We start from the raw sequence: 15,516 nt of genomic DNA, 5'->3' as shown, positions 1-15,516 counted from the left end.
TTTGCGTTCTGCGGCTTACGGCGCCTTACCTTGCCTGCCGACAGAGACTTTCACGCTAGGGATTATCCGCATGGGTAAGCAACCCGATGCGCCGAATAGCGGGGGGTTTCCCCCTTACTTTCACGGCTTTCGCAAAAGGGCCGCTGCTATGCTTCCTGTCCAATCGGTGTATGGCGCGAACGCTCGCCTGCATCTCACCCAGGAGAGAACATGACGGCACTCATCAATCCGATCCAGTCGGCCTTGCAGCAGATGCAGGAGATGGCGGCCCAGGCCACGGGCGGCAGCGCCCCGGTTGGGCACGACAATGGCGCGGCCACGGCAGGCGGCTTCGCGTCGGCGCTGAAAGCCTCGATCGACAAGATCAGCGGCGACCAGAAGAGCGCGATTGGCGAGGCCCATGCTTTCGAACTCGGCGCGCCGAACGTGTCGCTGAACGACGTGATGGTCGACATGCAGAAGGCCAACGTCGGCTTCCAGTTCGGACTGCAGGTGCGCAACAAGCTCGTGTCGGCCTACAACGACATCATGCAGATGGCCGTCTGAGACGCCTGCGGCGCATGTCGCCGGCGACCGCGGCCGGCCGCCGGCCTCTGGGCGGCGGAGCGCGGTCGATGCAGGCGGCATCGCGTCTGTCGCAAGCGTGCGCAGCGTCCCGTCGCCCGCCTCGCCGGGCGGCCATGCGCGTCGGTTCCCTGCACCGTGCCGGTGCGGCGACCCGCCGTTCGCAGCCAACCCCGCGCCCGCGCGGCGCCCGGTGCCGTGCCGCGTATCTTTCCTGACGCTTCCTTCCAGCGGGCTAAAGCTTTATTCGTATGAACCGATAACCTTGATACAAGGGCTGGCGGGAGGCGTGCGGCAGGATCGCGCAGCGCTCCGGCGGGCCGTCCGCTGTCAGTCTGATCTGATTGTCATCTGTAATACAGGAGGAGCGCCGATGTTTTCCCCGGGACACTCTGGAGCCAATGCCTACGCTCGCGTCGGCGTGGAGACAGGGGTGATGGGCGCCAGTCCACATCGCCTGATCGTGATGCTCTACCAGGGGGCACGCAAGGCCGTTGCGCAGGCGCGCATGCATCTGCAACAGGGTGACATCGCGGCGCGCGGCGAGGCGATCGGCAAGGCTATTCAGATCATCGGCGACGGGTTGCAGCAGGCGCTCAACGTCGAAGCCGGCGGTGAAATCGCGGAGCGTCTTCATGCGCTCTATAGCTATATGACTCGGCGACTGCTCGAGGCGAACCTCAAACAGAGCGATGCGATGCTCGTCGAAGTCGACGGCTTGCTGGCTACGCTCGAGGAAGCCTGGATTGGAATCGCGCCGGAGATTGCGCGGATGGCGATGCAGTCGTCCGCGGAAAGCATGAGATGAGTTCGAACGCAGAATATTTCGCCCGCTACGAGGCGATCGCAGCGATTTCGGTCCGGATGGTGATGGCAGCGCGAGACGCGCTCTGGAACGATCTCGTCCTGTTGCAGGACGAGTACCGGCATCTCGTCGACGCGCTGAAGCACGCGGAAGACGGCGTACGCCTGTCCGACGACGAACGCTCGCGCAAATTCGACCTGATCCGCCAGATCCTCGCCAACGACGCGACGGTCCGCGATCTCGCGAACCCGCGCATGGCCAAGCTGCAGGCGCTGTTTGCGCCGAGCCGCCCGGCCATCGTGCTGAAAGAACTTTACCAGGCGCGCTGAGCGCTTTCATAACGTCCAATACGAGCCGCTAGCGGCCACGCAGCGTCAATGCGCGAGAGGAAGCGGGGATGAACGGAATCGACACGGCGGTGGCCTCGCTGCTGGCTAGCCGCATCGACAGCCTGCTTCCCCTCGGCTCGCGATCCAGCGCGACGACCGCGCAGACCGACGCGTCCCTGAACGTCAGGCAGCCGCCCGGCGCGCCCATCGCGATGATGCCCGCGCCGTTGCCGGCCTCCGCGCAGACGGTGCTGTCGGCCGTCGCGTTGACGCTCGACGCGATCACGCGCTCCGGCGGCGAGGCGACGCCCGCGCTGGTCGGCCAGCTCCCCGTTTGGCCCGCCGCGCCCGCCATCGACATCGCGCCTCTGCCGTTGTTCGACACGGGCGCGAACGCATCGCAGGCCGCGGCTTCCGGTAACGCCGCGGCGGGTGCCGCGACGGCGCAGAACGTGGGCGGCGCGAATGCCGCGCACGGTGCGGACGCGGCGGCGAACATCGTCGCCGCGCCTCTGCCCGTCGCCGAGTTGGCGGCGGCGCTGCGGCGTACTGTCGACGAAAGCGGACTCTTCTACGAATCGCATCTCGCGCAGTGGCTGTCGGGGCAACGACCCGTCGAATCGCTTGCGGGCGAGCCCCAGAATCGCCTCGCGGACGCGGCGTCGCAAACGCCGCTCGACTTGAGCCACGACGCCGACGAATCGAACTCATGGGCGCAAGGCCGCCCGTCGGGCAACACGGGTGCCGCGGCATTTGCGGCCGCGGTCGCCGCTGCGCGCGGTACACCTGAAGGCCCGCACACCCAGTCGGCGCGCTTCACGACGTTCGATCTGGCGACGCACGACATCATCGACACGCCGGATCAGCCCGCGCAAACTGCGCAGAACCCGGCGGCAGCCCATGCAGCAGCGGGCATGGACGACGCCAGCGCGCGCCAGCAGCAATCGATGGCGGCGGCGTTGCATCCCGCGACGATTCCCCTCGTCCGCCAGCAACTCGACCTGCTCGCGACGGGGCAATTCCGCTGGACGGGCGAAGCGTGGCCGGGCGCCCGCCTCGACTGGACGATCGAGCAGGAAGGTGATGAATGGCGGCGCAGCGGCAACGGCGCTGCATCCGCCGACGACGAATACCCTTGGCGCACGCGCCTCACGCTGTCGCTGCCTTCGCTCGGCACCGTCGACGCCGACCTCACGCTGACGGGCTCGCGGCTCGTCGCGCGCGTGCAGGCGAGCCCCGGCGGCGCGGCGCGGCTCGCGGCGCAGGGCGAGACCTTCCGCCAGCGCCTCGCGCAGGCGGGCATCGAGCTGAGCGGCCTGTCGATCCTCGAAATCGGCGGAAGCACGCCGGCGGGCAACGCGGCGGCGGCTGCCGCTGCGGCATCGGCGTATGCGCGCACGACGGCGGACAAATCCGCGCAGCACGACGCCGCCGACAACCACGATTTCGACTGGGACATGCAATGAGTCGCACCAGTCGCAGGAGCGCGGCGGCGCTGGTCTACGATTCGCACGGTCACGACGACGCGCCGCGCATCGTCGCAAAAGGCTACGGGATCGTCGCCGAGATGATCGTGCAGCGCGCGAAGGAAGCGGGCCTGTACGTGCATCAATCGCCCGAAATGGTGTCGCTGCTGATGCAGGTCGATGTCGACTCGCGCATTCCGCCGCGCCTGTATCAGGCCGTCGCGGAATTGCTCGCGTGGCTGCATCGGCTGGAGAGTGGTGCCGGCGATGATTCACCCGTCATCGATGTGGTTGCCACCGACATTCCCCCCGACACGTCCCGCGAGCTTTGACGCCCGGCGTCAGAACCGCATCATCAGACTGAGCAGCGCCCGCACGCGTCTGCCGTACGGCGGCGCGATCAGGCCGCGCGCGTTGAAGCGCGCCTGCGTCAAGACCGGCTTCATCTTCGAAAACGTGACGAAGCCTTCGTACCCGTGATACGCGCCCATCCCGCTTGCGCCGACGCCGCCGAACGGCAGGCTCTCGCACGCGAGATGCATCAGCGTTTCGTTGACGGACATGCCGCCCGCGATGGTTTCATGCGTGACGCGCGCGATCGCCGCCTTGTCGTCGTCGTACAGATAGAGTGACAACGGACGAGGGCGCGCATTGACGTAGGCGATGGCGTCGTCGAGCGAATCGTAGGGAATCACGGGCAGTAACGGCCCGAAAATCTCTTCCTGCATCAGCGTGGACGTGTCGGGCGCTTGCGTCACGGCGACGAGCGGAAAGCGGCGCGCGCTCGCATCGGGTGCGGCATCGGTGAGCGCGTGCAGTTGTGCGCCCTGTTCGCGTGCTTCGTCGGCGAGACGCTGCAGGCGCTCGAAATGGCGCGGCGAAATGATCGACGTGTAATCGGGGTTGCGCGCGAAATCAGGATACAGCCGCGCCATGCGCAAACGCGCCCGCTCGATGAACGCCTGTTCCTTGCCGCGCGGCACGAGCACGTAATCCGGCGCGATGCAGGTTTGCCCCGCGTTGAGCGTTTTGCCCGCGATGATGCTGTCGACGGCGTAGTCGAAGCGCGCGTGCGGCCCGACGATGGCGGGCGACTTGCCGCCGAGTTCGAGCGTCACGGGCGTCAGATGCGCAGCGGCGGCGCGCATTACTTCATGGCCGACCTTCGTCGAGCCCGTGAACAGCAGATGATCGAATGGCTGTGCGCTGAATGCGGCTGCAAGCGCGGCGTCGCCGTTCACGACGGCGACGTGATCGCGGGCAAAGGTCTGCGAGATGAGCTGCTCGAAAAGCAGCGACGTGCGCGGTGTGAGCTCCGACATCTTGATGATCGCGCGATTGCCGGCCGTGAGCGCGCTGATGAGCGGCCCGGCCGCCAGCAGCACCGGATAGTTCCACGGCACGATAATCCCGACGACGCCGAGCGGCTGCGGTATGACCTTCGCGCGGGCAGGCAAGAGCCACTTGTTGGTCGCGCGACGTTGCGCTTTCATCCACCGTTTGCCGTGACGCAGCGCGCCGTCGATTTCCTCTTTCACGAGCAGAAATTCGGCCAGCAAGATTTCTTCTTTTGCGCGATTGCCGAAGTCGGCGTGCATCGCATCGGCGAGCATGTCGCGATTGTCGAGCAGCACTTCGCGCAATGCCTTCAGATGCGCGGCGCGCTGATCCCATGTCGGATACGGCGCGCGCAGATACGCGGCGCGCTGTTCGCGCAAAAGCTCTTCCAGGGCCGCGATATCCGGCCGGTCGTTCTTCATTTCGTTGTGTCTCCCTATGTTGTTGTGTGCTGCGTGAAGTCAGCCGGTGAACGCGCGATCGACGATCGCCTTGTGGTCGAACGAGGCGGGCAGCGTACCGTACACGCGGCCGCTTTCGCCGCAGCCATCGCCGAGCCGCGTCGCGATGAACGCATCGGCGACGAAGGCAGGCGAATGCTGCGCGAGCAGCACCGCTTGCGCGATCAGCACGATCTGTTGCGCGATGCGGCGCGCGGAAGCCTCGCGCGTTTCAGGTGCCGACGTTAGCGCGCGCATCAGATGTTCGAGCGCCGCCTTCAGCGCGGGATGCGTTTGCGCCACGTCGCGCCACGCGGCAAGCAAAGCCTGCGCGGCTTCGGGCTCGCGTTCCATCGCGCGCAGCACGTCGAGACACATCACATTGCCCGAGCCTTCCCAGATCGAGTTCACGGGCGCTTCGCGGTAGAAGCGCGCCATCGGCCCTTCTTCGACGTAGCCGTTGCCGCCCCAGACTTCCATCGCTTCGCCCGTGAATTCGAGCGTGCGCTTGCAAACCCAGTACTTCGCAGCGGGCGTGACCAGACGCCGCCACGCGCGTTCTTCGGGGGCGTTCGTGGTGTCTTCGAATGCGCGCGCGAGGCGCATGAACAATACCGTTGCCGCTTCCGTTTCGAGCGACAGATCGGCGAGCACGTTGCGCATCAACGGCTGATCGGCGAGATGCCGGCCGAATGCGCTGCGATGCCGCGCATGGTGGATCGCCTGCACGAGCGCCGCGCGCATCAGCGCTGCGCTGCCGATCACGCAGTCGAGCCGCGTGTAGTTCGCCATTTCGATGATGGTCGGCACGCCGCGCCCTTCGTCGCCGATCATCACGCCGTGGGCGTCGAAGAATTCGACTTCGCTGCTGGCGTTCGAACGGTTGCCGAGCTTGTCCTTCAGACGCTGCACGCGCACGGCGTTCTTGCTGCCGTCGGGCGCGAAGCGCGGCACGAAGAAGCACGACAGCGCTTCCTGATCTTCGGTGCGCGCGAGCACGAGATGCGCGTCGCACTGCGGCGCGGAAAAGAACCACTTGTGGCCGACCAGCCGATACGCCGCGCCGCGTCCGCCGCCGTCCGCTGCGAACGCCTGCGTGCGGTTGCTGCGCACGTCGGAACCGCCTTGCTTCTCGGTCATGCCCATGCCGATCATCATCGAAATCTTCTGATCGAGCGGGACGTCGCGCGGATCATGCTCGCGCGAATACAGCTTGTCGCGCAGCGTCGCGAATAGAGCCGGCTCACGTTGCAGCACGGGAATGCTGGCGAAGGTCATCGTCAGCGGACATAGCGAGCCGGATTCGAGTTGCGCGTGCAGAAAGTAGCCCGCGCAGCGCGCGACCATCGCGCCGGGCTGCGGATCGGAAAAGGGCAACGCGTGTAGTCCTTCGCGGCGCAGCAGGCTCAGCAACGTATGCCACGCAGGATGAAACTCGAGCGCGTCGATGCGCTCGCCGCGCGGGCTGAAGCTCATGAGTTCGGGCGTGTGGCGATTCGCCAGATCGGCGAGCGCGAGCACATCAGGTTTTGTCAGCGCGTCGCCGTCGCGCGCGAGCGCCTCGCGATGCCACGCCGCGCCTTCGCGCTCGACGGCGGCGGCCAGCGCGGCATCGCTTGCAAACAGGTTGTAGTTCGCAAGCGGCGGGACCTGATTGGTCACTTCATGCGTGTTGCCGGGGCCGAACCGTTCCATCTGATGTCTCCATTCGATGCACGCGCGCCAGCCGTTGTAGGGCGCTGTTTTGTTGGAGCGCGTAAGCAATATGCGTATAAGACGATGCGCGAAAGACCGTGTTTGAATAAGGTCCACACGCGGTGCCGGGCGCGGACAGCACCTTTCATCATAGGGGCGCGTCGCGGGTTCCGTTTAGAGTGATCGCTCTGACGCCGGCAACACGCGAACGTCTGGTGCTCCCTACAATGCGCAGACAAACGCACGTAGACAAGTGTGCATGAGACAGATGCCGCCAGCAATTCAGCGCGGTCGACAGGAGGAGCGGATGCAATACGACTACGTCATCGTCGGCGCAGGCTCGGGCGGCTGTTCGCTTGCCGGGCGTCTCGCGGAGCAATGTCCCGATGCGACCATCGCGCTCATCGAAGCTGGCCCGCACACCGAGCGGAATCTGTTCGTCAACATGCCGCTCGGCGTCGCGGCCGTCGTGCCGTTCCGGCGCAAGACCAACTACGGCTATCTGACGACGCCGCAACCCGGCCTCGGTGGCAGGCGCGGTTATCAGCCGCGCGGACGCGGCTTCGGCGGATCGAGCGCGATCAACGCGATGGTGTACACGCGCGGCCATCCGCTCGATTACGACGACTGGGCGCGTCTTGGCTGCGATGGCTGGGCGTTCGACGACGTGCTGCCGTATTTCCGCCGCGCCGAGGGCAACGAACGCGGCGCCGATGCGCTGCATGGCGCGGACGGTCCGCTCAACGTGTCGAACCTGCGGTTTCAGAATCCGTTTTCGCATCGATTCGTAAGAGCCGCCGTCGAAGCGGGCTTCCCGCGCAACGACGACTTCAACGGCCCACAGCAGGAAGGCGTCGGCTTCTATCAGGTGACGCAGCGCGACGGACAGCGCTGGAGCGTCGCGCGCGCTTATATCTACGGCCGCTCGCGTCCGAACCTGCACACGATCGCCGACGCGGCGGTGCTGCGCGTGGTGTTCGACGGCAAGCGCGCGAAGGGCGTCGAAGTGATGCGCGGGGGTGTCACGGAGACGATCGAGGCGCGGGCGGAAGTCGTGCTGTCGGCAGGGACGTTCAATTCGCCGCAACTGATGATGTGCTCGGGCATCGGTCCCGCTGATCATCTGCGCGCACTCGGCATTCCCGTGCTTCACGACGCGCCTGATGTGGGGCGCAATCTCACGGATCACGTCGACTTCACGATCAACAAGCGCGTGTCGTCGGCACAAACGATCGGCTTCTCGCTGCGCGGCTTCGCGAAGATGGTGCCGGGCTTTGTCTCGTATCTGCGCAGCGGGCGCGGCATGCTGACGAGCAACGTCGCGGAAGCGGGCGGCTTTCTGAAAAGCCGGCCGACGCTCGACCGGCCCGATCTGCAACTGCACTTCTGCACCGCGCTCGTCGACGATCACAACCGCCACATGCATTGGGGGCACGGCTATTCGTTGCACGTGTGCGTGCTGCGTCCGCATAGCCGTGGCTGCGTCACGCTGGCGAGCAGCGATGCGCGCGAAGCACCCGTCATCGATCCGGCGTTTCTCAGCGATCCGCGCGATCTCGACCTGCTGGTCGAAGGCGTGCATCTGTCGCGGCGCATTCTCGACGCGCCGTCGCTCGCGCTGTGCGGCGGCCGCGAGCTTTATACGCGGCATGGCCAGACGGACGCCGAATTGCGTGCGACGATCGCCTTGCATGCCGACACCATCTATCACCCCGTTTCGACGTGCCGCATGGGCGGCGACGAGCGGTCCGTCGTCGATACGCAATTGCGCGTGCGCGGCGTGACGGATCTGCGCGTGGTCGATGCTTCCGTGATGCCGACGCTGATCGGCGGCAACACGAATGCGCCGACGGTGATGATCGGCGAGCGAGCCGCCGATTTCATCGCCGCCACGCGCCGTGCTGCGCCGATTCCGGCAACCGCCGACGAGCCGGCGCGCGCCACGTGAAGCGACGTTATTCCGGCGATGCACGCCGTCGATTGTGATAAAGCGCAAAGAGCGCCGTAAGAGAATTCCGATAAAGTTTGAAAATCATTGATCGCTTCAATTCTGAGATTTCCCCGCTCCTATAATCGCGGCCCAACGAAGGGCGCATGGGCGCGCGTTCGAAATTCAGGGAAACGAATCGATGAGTGTCAATGTGATTCAACTGGTCCGGTCTGCGTTGCCGGACACCGTGGTTCAACAGCTGTCGAACTGCCTCGGATTGCCGACGGAAGCAACGGCGAAAGTCGTGGACGTCACCACGCCTGCGCTCGTCGCCGGCCTGCTGAACAAGTGCGCAACGCTCGATGGCGCGCGTGCGCTGTTCGCGACGATCCTCGGTCAGGAAGTCAACGCGGATGTCGCCGAACAGCTGCCTCGCCTCTTCGCTAGCACGACGGGTGTCACGCAACTGTCGTCGACGGGACGTCAGTTGCTGGAGCATTCATTCGAGCGCCGCATCGACGGACTGAGCGACACCGTGTCGATGCAAACAGGCGTGCCCGCGCACGCGACGCATGCCGTATCGGGCATTGCGGGCAGTATTCTGATGGGCGTGCTCAAGCGCCACATTCTCGAGCATCGCGGCAACATCGGTCAGTTGCCGACCTTGCTCGGCCAGCAGTTGCAGACCATCGCGCCGTTTCTGAACGACGGCCTCACGACCGTTCTGGGGCTGGGCGGCGCGGCTGCCTTCGCGCAGACGATCGGCTCGCAGGTGCGCGCCGTGTCGTCGCATTTCGAGCATCCCGCCGCGGCGCCAGTGCCGACGACCGCGCGCGCTCCCGCCGAACCCACGTTGTCCGCCACGGCGATCTCCGTTGCGCCTCCCGCGCGTGAAGTGCGCCATGTCGGCCCGAAGGCGAAGCACTGGTTCGGCATGGCGGCGTTGTCCGCGCTGATCGGCGCGATCGCTGCGATGCTGACATGGGTGGCGTTGGCCTTGTGTCCGGCGGCGACCAGTTTCCTCGGTCAGCATGCCGCCGCGGCTACGGTTGAAGTGCCGGCTGCTGCGACGCAAGCGGATGTGCAGCCCGCGTCGCAAGCACCGCGGGACGACGCGGCCAGCGCCGTCGGCAAGGTCGAAGCTGAAGCGGCGCCTGCCGTCGCGAAGGACTCGCAACTGATCGTCGCTGTAGACGGGAAGGGCAAGCCGACGCTTACCGCGACCGTCCAGAATATCGCTGAGAAGTCGGCGCTGCTGAACGCGCTGACGAAGAAATTCGGCGCCGGCAACTTCAACGCCGACATCACCGTCGACGAAAACCGTAAGGCTGCCGACTGGCTCGCGCAGATCGACGCACTGATGCCGCTGCTGTCTACGCCAGGTGCGGAGATGAAGATCGACGGCACGCGTGTCGAACTGAGCGGCACGACCGCCGATGCGAAATCGGGCTGGCTCGATCGTCTGAAGTCGCTGTTCGGCGCGCCGTATCAAGTGAGCGCATTCGATGCGGCGCAAGCCGTTGCGAACGCCGCGCAGTCGTTCAAGAACGCGGCGAAGTCGCTGGGCGCGTCGTGCGCGAGTGCGGATGTCGTCAAGACGCTGAATCTGCAGGTCGTCAATTTCGCATCGCGCGACGCGCACGTGCCGCAGTCCGCACTCGACGATCTGAACCAGTCCGCGCAACTGCTCAAGTCGTGTACGACAAGCGGCCACACGCTGAAGCTCGAAGTGGCGGGCTTCTCGGATAACCTCGGCAGCGAATCGGCGAATCTGGAACTGTCGAAGGAACGCGCCGACGCCGTGCGCGCCTTTCTCGTGAAGGCCGGCGTGCCCGCCGATGCGCTCGTCGCGCATGGCTACGGCAACGTCCGTCCTGTGGCGAGCAACGCGACGGAAAGCGGACGTTTCGCGAATCGCCGGATCGAATTCAGCGAGGCGCAAGCTCAGACGCAGACGCAAACCCAGGCTCAAGCGCAGCCTCTGGCGAAGTAAGCGTCGCCAGTCAGCGCAGAGACGCAGAACACGATGCCGCCCGGTGCAGACCGGGCGGCTTTTTTTATTTCAGCGGCGGTTTCGCGCGGTCCGGCGTAGTCGTGGGCGAGTCGAAGGTCAGCGGGTGCGTGAAGTTGTCGGTGGTCAGTCCCGGCAGCGTTTCGCGCGCGACCTCGAGCCATGCGCGCGCCGCATGCGACAGATAACCCTTGCGCCGCCAGCCGATCGCCATTTCCCACGGAATTTCCGGCGCGACGACGGGCCGGCAGGTGAACTGCTCCGCGTCGAGCCGCCGGCAATACGGCGCGGGCAGAAGTGCAATGCCGACGCCCGCCAGCACCAGCGCCGCCATGAAATCCCAATGCCCGCTGCGTCCGACGATGGTCGGCGCGAAACCGGCCGTGCGGCACGCCGTCAGCACCACGTCGTTGAGCGCGAGGCTTTCGCCATAGAAGACGAACGGCTCGCTGGCGAGATCGGCGAGCGGCACTTCCTGCAACTCATCCCAGCGCGAGCCCTGACGCGCGACGAGCCACAGCACCTGGCGGCTCATCGGCAGCACGTCGATCATGTCGTCGACGGGTTGCAGCACGCCGCCCAGTTCCAGTTCGCCGGAAATCAACGCGGCCTCGATGGCCTTCGAGCCCTGTTCGAAGAGTTTCAGCTCGATCTTCGGATGGCGCTGACGGAACGCGGCGATGGCGGGCGTGAACAGCGACCCGCCCATCGGCGGAATGCCGATCGTCAGCTCGCCGCGCCCGAGTTTGTCGAGGTCGTGCAGTTCGGCCTGCAACTGCGCGTAGGCGGCGAGCACGTCCTGGCCGCGCTGATAGACGATGCGCCCGGCATCCGTCAGCACCATTTGCCGACCGTCGCGCAGCAGCAGCGGCGAGCCGGTTTCGTCCTCCAGCGCCTTCACCATCTTGCTGATGGTCGGCTGCGTGACGAACATCTGCTCGGCGGCGACGGTGAAGCTCTGTTGCCGCACGACTTCAACGAAATAGCGGAGCGCGCGCAGTTCCATGTTCGTAGCCCTCGGAATTCCAATTTGGAATGAAGCAGATAATTCTAAGTCATTATATTTATGCTGCACTGCACCCTATACTGAATCTCATCCAAAAGTCACCTAGGGTTTGCCATGATCTCGCCGCTGATCGCCCGTCTTGCCGCTTCTGTCCGTCTCGATGCGACGTCGCCCGTCGCGAAGATTGGCCGGATCGCCGTGCAGAGCGCCGGGATCGCCGCAGTCTGGTTCGCCGCCGATTGCGTCGTGCGCCGTTTTGGCTTGCCGGTGCCGGGCGGCGTCGTGGGCCTCGTCGCGTTGCTCGCACTGCTGTTCTGCGGCGGCGTCGCGCCGCGCTGGGTGAAGGCGGGCGCCGATTGGCTGCTGTCGGACATGCTGCTGTTCTTCATTCCCGCTGCGGTCGCGGCCGTCCAGTACGGCGGCTTGTTCCGCGAAGACGGCTGGCGTCTCGCGCTCGTCGTGGTCGCGGGCACGCTGATGGTGATGGTGGCTGTCGCATTCGCCGTCGAACAGGCCGCGCGGCTCGAACGCCGTCTCGCGCTGCGCCGCGTGATGGTTCATCGCTCGCCCGTCGAACGTCGTCCTGTTAGCCGCAACTTCCTCTAATCCACGTTCCGGAACGTTCCGCCGATGAGCGCTTTCTACACGTCCCTTTTCGCCGACGACGCCTCCCGGCTCATCGCCGCCGGCTGTTTCGTGCTGACGGTGGTGCTCTATTTCGCATCGAAGGCGCTGTATGCGCGCTTCAGATCGCCGTGGCTGACGCCGCTTCTCGCCGTGCCCGCGGTGCTGGCCGCGATTGTCGTTATCGCGCGGATTCCGTACGCCGTCTACTTTCAGGACACGCGCTGGCTGATGTGGCTGCTCGGCCCGGCCACAGTCGCATTCGCGGTGCCCATCTACGAATACCGCGATCTGCTGCGGCGGCACTGGATTTCACTCACCGTCGGCGTGACGGTCGGCATCGTGGTTGCCGTGGGCGGCTCGCTCGCGCTGTCGAAGCTGCTGCATCTGTCGCCGGAACTGCAGCGCAGCCTGATGACCCGCTCCGTATCGACGCCTTTCGCGCTCGCCGTCTCCGACAAGATTCACGCGCCGAAGGACCTGACCGCGCTGTTCGTGATCGCGACGGGCGTCTGCGGGATGCTGTTCGGTGAACTCGTGCTCGCGCTCGTGCCACTGCGCACGCGGCTCGCGCGCGGTGCGCTGTTCGGCGCGGCGGCGCATGGCGTCGGCACCGCGAAGGCGCGCGAACTGGGCAGCGAAGAGGGCGTCGTCGCGAGCCTGACAATGATGATCGCCGGCGTCGTGATGGTGCTGCTCGCGCCGCTGTTCGGGATGCTTCCGCTTTGACGTAGCCGTGATCGGCAACTAATTTGGGATGAACGGCGGCGCGCTCGCTCTATGATTGCCGGTGTCGTTGATTCTAGAGACCGGTCCACGCGATGCTTCCCATTTCCGTCATCATTCCCTGCTTCAACGCTGAACAGACGCTCGCGCGCACGCTCGATAGCTGCATCGCGCAGCCCGAAGCCGCGCAGATTCTCGTGATCGACGACGGCTCGCGTGACGCTTCGATCGACATCGCTGCCCGATACGCGCAGAAGTATCCGCAGATCGAACTCCTGCGCATGCCGCAAAACGGCGGCGCAGCCCGTGCGCGGAACTGGGGCGCGATGCATGCGTCGCACCCGCTGCTGGCTTTCATCGACGCCGACGACGAATACATGCCGCACGCGCTCGCTGCGGCCGCCGCCTTCCTGCACGATCATCCGGGTCAGCCCTCGATCCGCCTCGACGTCGAATATTGCGGCTTTCCCGCTGACATCACGGATCATCCGCAATTCGACATTCACGCGGCGACGCTGAGCAACACGGTGCCGAGCAGCCTTGTGATCCGCCGCTCCGTCTATGCTGCGTTCGGCGGATTTCCGCTCGATGACGTGTTTCGGCGTCACGGCGGCGAGGACGGCGCGTTTTCGCTGGCGCTACTGAATATCTTCGGCAATCCCCGGCTCGACGACCACAAGCGCGTGCGCATGCACTACCACCCGAATATCCACGCAGAACGGTATTTCCGCATTTCGATGGGCATGCTCCAGGCGTCGGACGAACTCGTGAACTCGACGCGCGAAGCGTCGTGGCGCTTCGTGCGCCGCGCGTATGAGGCGGTGAAGGAATTACGCGGCGTCGAACTCGCGCCGCATCTGAGTGCGCAACCGGGCGCAAATTCACCGCCAGATCAATCGGCATAAGCTGAATCGTCATACCGCAAGCCATCTCGTTTTGCTACAATCGCCGTTCGTCTTCGAGGAGCGTTGCGACGGGTTTCACCCGCCAGGCTCGAAGGCTTTCAATCGGAAGGATTGGACGCGCGCCGCGCCAACAAACCAACCGCATCGAACGGCGCTCACGTCAAATTTCTAGTCATTTTTAGAAAGGAGGGCGTGATGAACGCCGCAGTTATGGATTCCAAAAATTCCCAGGATTTCGTTGTTGCCGACCTGTCGCTGGCCGACTGGGGCCGCAAGGAACTCACCATCGCCGAGACCGAAATGCCCGGTCTCATGCAAACCCGCGAAGAGTACAAGACGCAGCAGCCGCTGAAGGGCGCGCGCGTCGCGGGCTCGCTGCACATGACCATTCAAACGGGCGTGCTGATCGAGACGCTGACCGCGCTGGGCGCGGACGTTCGCTGGGCATCGTGCAATATCTTCTCGACGCAGGATCACGCCGCCGCCGCCATCGCGAAGGCCGGCACGCCCGTGTTCGCGTTCAAGGGCGAATCGCTCGACGAATACTGGGAATTCTCGCACCGCATTTTCGAATGGCCGAACGGTGAGTTCGCCAACATGATCCTCGACGACGGCGGCGACGCAACGCTGCTGCTGATCCTCGGTTCGAAGGCCGAGAAGGATCGCTCGGTGATCTCGAAGCCGACCAACGAAGAAGAAGTCGCGCTGTACAAGTCGATCGCTGCGCATCTCGAAGTCGACCCGACGTGGTACTCGAAGCGCCTCGCGCACATCAAGGGCGTCACGGAAGAAACGACGACGGGCGTGCATCGCCTGTATCAGATGGAGAAGGAAGGCCGTCTGCCGTTCCCCGCAATCAACGTCAACGACTCTGTCACGAAGTCGAAGTTCGACAACCTGTATGGCTGCCGCGAGTCGCTCGTCGACGGCATCAAGCGCGCGACCGACGTGATGATCGCCGGCAAGATCGCGGTTGTGGCGGGTTACGGCGACGTGGGCAAGGGCTGCGCGCAATCGCTGCGCGGACTGGGCGCTACGGTGTGGGTCACGGAAATCGATCCGATCTGCGCGCTGCAAGCCGCGATGGAAGGCTACCGCGTCGTGACGATGGAAGCCGCTGCGCCGCACGCCGACATCTTCGTGACGGCAACGGGCAACTACCACGTGATCAACCACGATCACATGAAGGCGATGCGCAACAACGCGATCGTCTGCAACATCGGCCACTTCGACTCGGAAATCGACGTTGCGTCGACGCGCCAGTACCAGTGGGAGAACATCAAGCCGCAAGTCGACCACATCATTTTCCCGGACGGCAAGCGCGTGATCCTGCTGGCTGAAGGCCGCCTCGTGAACCTGGGTTGCGCGACGGGCCACCCGTCGTTCGTGATGTCGAACTCGTTCACGAACCAGACGCTCGCGCAGATCGAACTGTTCGTCGACGGCGCGAAGTACGAGAACAAGGTTTATGTTCTGCCGAAGCAGCTCGACGAAAAGGTCGCGCGCCTGCACCTCGCGCGCATCGGCGCGAACCTGACGGAGCTGTCGACGGAACAGGCTGGCTACATCGGCGTCGACAAGAACGGTCCGTTCAAGCCGAACCACTACCGTTATTAAGCCGCAAATAGCGGCATGACAGGTGCAGCCGCCTGCTTCGGCACGCGGCTGCACCGGACG

Annotated in this window: 14 protein-coding genes and 1 riboswitch; of the genes, 11 read left to right on the top strand and 3 right to left on the bottom strand. The window is 65.1% G+C overall.

The genetic code is table 11. The features are described 5' to 3' along the window. Positions 1 to 210: 210 nt before the first annotated feature. The 5 genes from fliE to C2L65_RS15210 all read left to right on the top strand — a co-directional run bounded on the left by fliE (position 211) and on the right by C2L65_RS15210 (position 3,496). Positions 211 to 546 carry a flagellar hook-basal body complex protein FliE gene (gene fliE / locus C2L65_RS15230; RefSeq protein WP_042315520.1) on the top strand — a complete coding sequence of 112 codons (336 nt, stop codon included), beginning with the start codon at positions 211 to 213 and terminating at the stop codon, positions 544 to 546. Between the two features lie 391 nt (positions 547 to 937). Beyond that, complete coding sequence (gene fliS / locus C2L65_RS15225; RefSeq protein WP_007577111.1) at positions 938 to 1,372, top strand: flagellar export chaperone FliS; 435 nt, start codon at positions 938 to 940, stop codon at positions 1,370 to 1,372. Continuing rightward, on the top strand, positions 1,369 to 1,698 hold the full coding sequence (locus tag C2L65_RS15220) for a flagellar protein FliT (RefSeq protein WP_035991528.1): 330 nt from the start codon (positions 1,369 to 1,371) through the stop codon (positions 1,696 to 1,698). The genes fliS and C2L65_RS15220 overlap by 4 nt, the downstream gene beginning before the upstream one ends. A gap of 68 nt (positions 1,699 to 1,766) precedes the next feature. Next, the gene (gene fliK / locus C2L65_RS15215) at positions 1,767 to 3,164 is read left to right on the top strand and encodes a flagellar hook-length control protein FliK (RefSeq protein WP_042315522.1); all 1,398 of its coding nucleotides are present in this window, start codon (positions 1,767 to 1,769) and stop codon (positions 3,162 to 3,164) included. Next, entirely contained in the window at positions 3,161 to 3,496 is a 336-nt protein-coding gene (locus C2L65_RS15210; RefSeq protein ID WP_042315524.1) for an EscU/YscU/HrcU family type III secretion system export apparatus switch protein, read from the top strand. Before fliK ends, C2L65_RS15210 begins: the two co-directional genes overlap by 4 nt. A 9-nt stretch (positions 3,497 to 3,505) precedes the next feature. On the opposite strand, the gene C2L65_RS15205 is transcribed toward C2L65_RS15210, so the two are convergent. Continuing rightward, a complete protein-coding gene (locus C2L65_RS15205; RefSeq protein ID WP_042315525.1) occupies positions 3,506 to 4,924 on the bottom strand; it encodes a coniferyl aldehyde dehydrogenase in 1,419 nt (472 codons plus the stop codon). Positions 4,925 to 4,963: 39 nt separating this feature from the next. Then, complete coding sequence (locus C2L65_RS15200) at positions 4,964 to 6,637, bottom strand: isovaleryl-CoA dehydrogenase (RefSeq protein ID WP_042315538.1); 1,674 nt, start codon at positions 6,635 to 6,637, stop codon at positions 4,964 to 4,966. Between the two features lie 307 nt (positions 6,638 to 6,944). On the opposite strand from C2L65_RS15200, the gene C2L65_RS15195 reads away from it, so the two are divergent. Then, the gene (locus tag C2L65_RS15195) at positions 6,945 to 8,585 is read left to right on the top strand and encodes a GMC family oxidoreductase (protein WP_042315527.1); all 1,641 of its coding nucleotides are present in this window, start codon (positions 6,945 to 6,947) and stop codon (positions 8,583 to 8,585) included. A 181-nt stretch (positions 8,586 to 8,766) separates the two neighbouring features. Continuing rightward, the gene (locus C2L65_RS15190; protein WP_042315529.1) at positions 8,767 to 10,560 is read left to right on the top strand and encodes an OmpA family protein; all 1,794 of its coding nucleotides are present in this window, start codon (positions 8,767 to 8,769) and stop codon (positions 10,558 to 10,560) included. A 64-nt stretch (positions 10,561 to 10,624) separates the two neighbouring features. Here C2L65_RS15190 and C2L65_RS15185 read toward each other — a convergent pair whose 3' ends face one another. After that, the gene (locus C2L65_RS15185; protein WP_042315530.1) at positions 10,625 to 11,584 is read right to left on the bottom strand and encodes a LysR family transcriptional regulator; all 960 of its coding nucleotides are present in this window, start codon (positions 11,582 to 11,584) and stop codon (positions 10,625 to 10,627) included. Positions 11,585 to 11,701: 117 nt separating this feature from the next. Between C2L65_RS15185 and C2L65_RS15180 the strand changes: the two genes are divergently transcribed. The 4 genes from C2L65_RS15180 to ahcY all read left to right on the top strand — a co-directional run bounded on the left by C2L65_RS15180 (position 11,702) and on the right by ahcY (position 15,456). After that, complete coding sequence (locus tag C2L65_RS15180; protein ID WP_427910160.1) at positions 11,702 to 12,190, top strand: CidA/LrgA family protein; 489 nt, start codon at positions 11,702 to 11,704, stop codon at positions 12,188 to 12,190. Between the two features lie 24 nt (positions 12,191 to 12,214). After that, positions 12,215 to 12,937, top strand: coding sequence for an LrgB family protein (locus C2L65_RS15175; protein ID WP_042315534.1), 723 nt, complete (start codon positions 12,215 to 12,217; stop codon positions 12,935 to 12,937). 92 nt (positions 12,938 to 13,029) lie between these two features. After that, on the top strand, positions 13,030 to 13,839 hold the full coding sequence (locus tag C2L65_RS15170) for a glycosyltransferase family 2 protein (protein WP_042315535.1): 810 nt from the start codon (positions 13,030 to 13,032) through the stop codon (positions 13,837 to 13,839). A 49-nt stretch (positions 13,840 to 13,888) separates the two neighbouring features. Next, positions 13,889 to 14,003: riboswitch (S-adenosyl-L-homocysteine riboswitch) on the top strand. 31 nt (positions 14,004 to 14,034) lie between these two features. Beyond that, positions 14,035 to 15,456, top strand: a complete 1,422-nt coding sequence (gene ahcY, locus C2L65_RS15165; RefSeq protein WP_042315540.1) for an adenosylhomocysteinase — start codon at positions 14,035 to 14,037, stop codon at positions 15,454 to 15,456. Positions 15,457 to 15,516 lie beyond the last annotated feature (60 nt).

Source organism: Paraburkholderia terrae (genome assembly GCF_002902925.1).
Lineage (GTDB): Bacteria > Pseudomonadota > Gammaproteobacteria > Burkholderiales > Burkholderiaceae > Paraburkholderia > Paraburkholderia terrae.
This window is presented reverse-complemented; position numbering and strand designations above follow the sequence as displayed.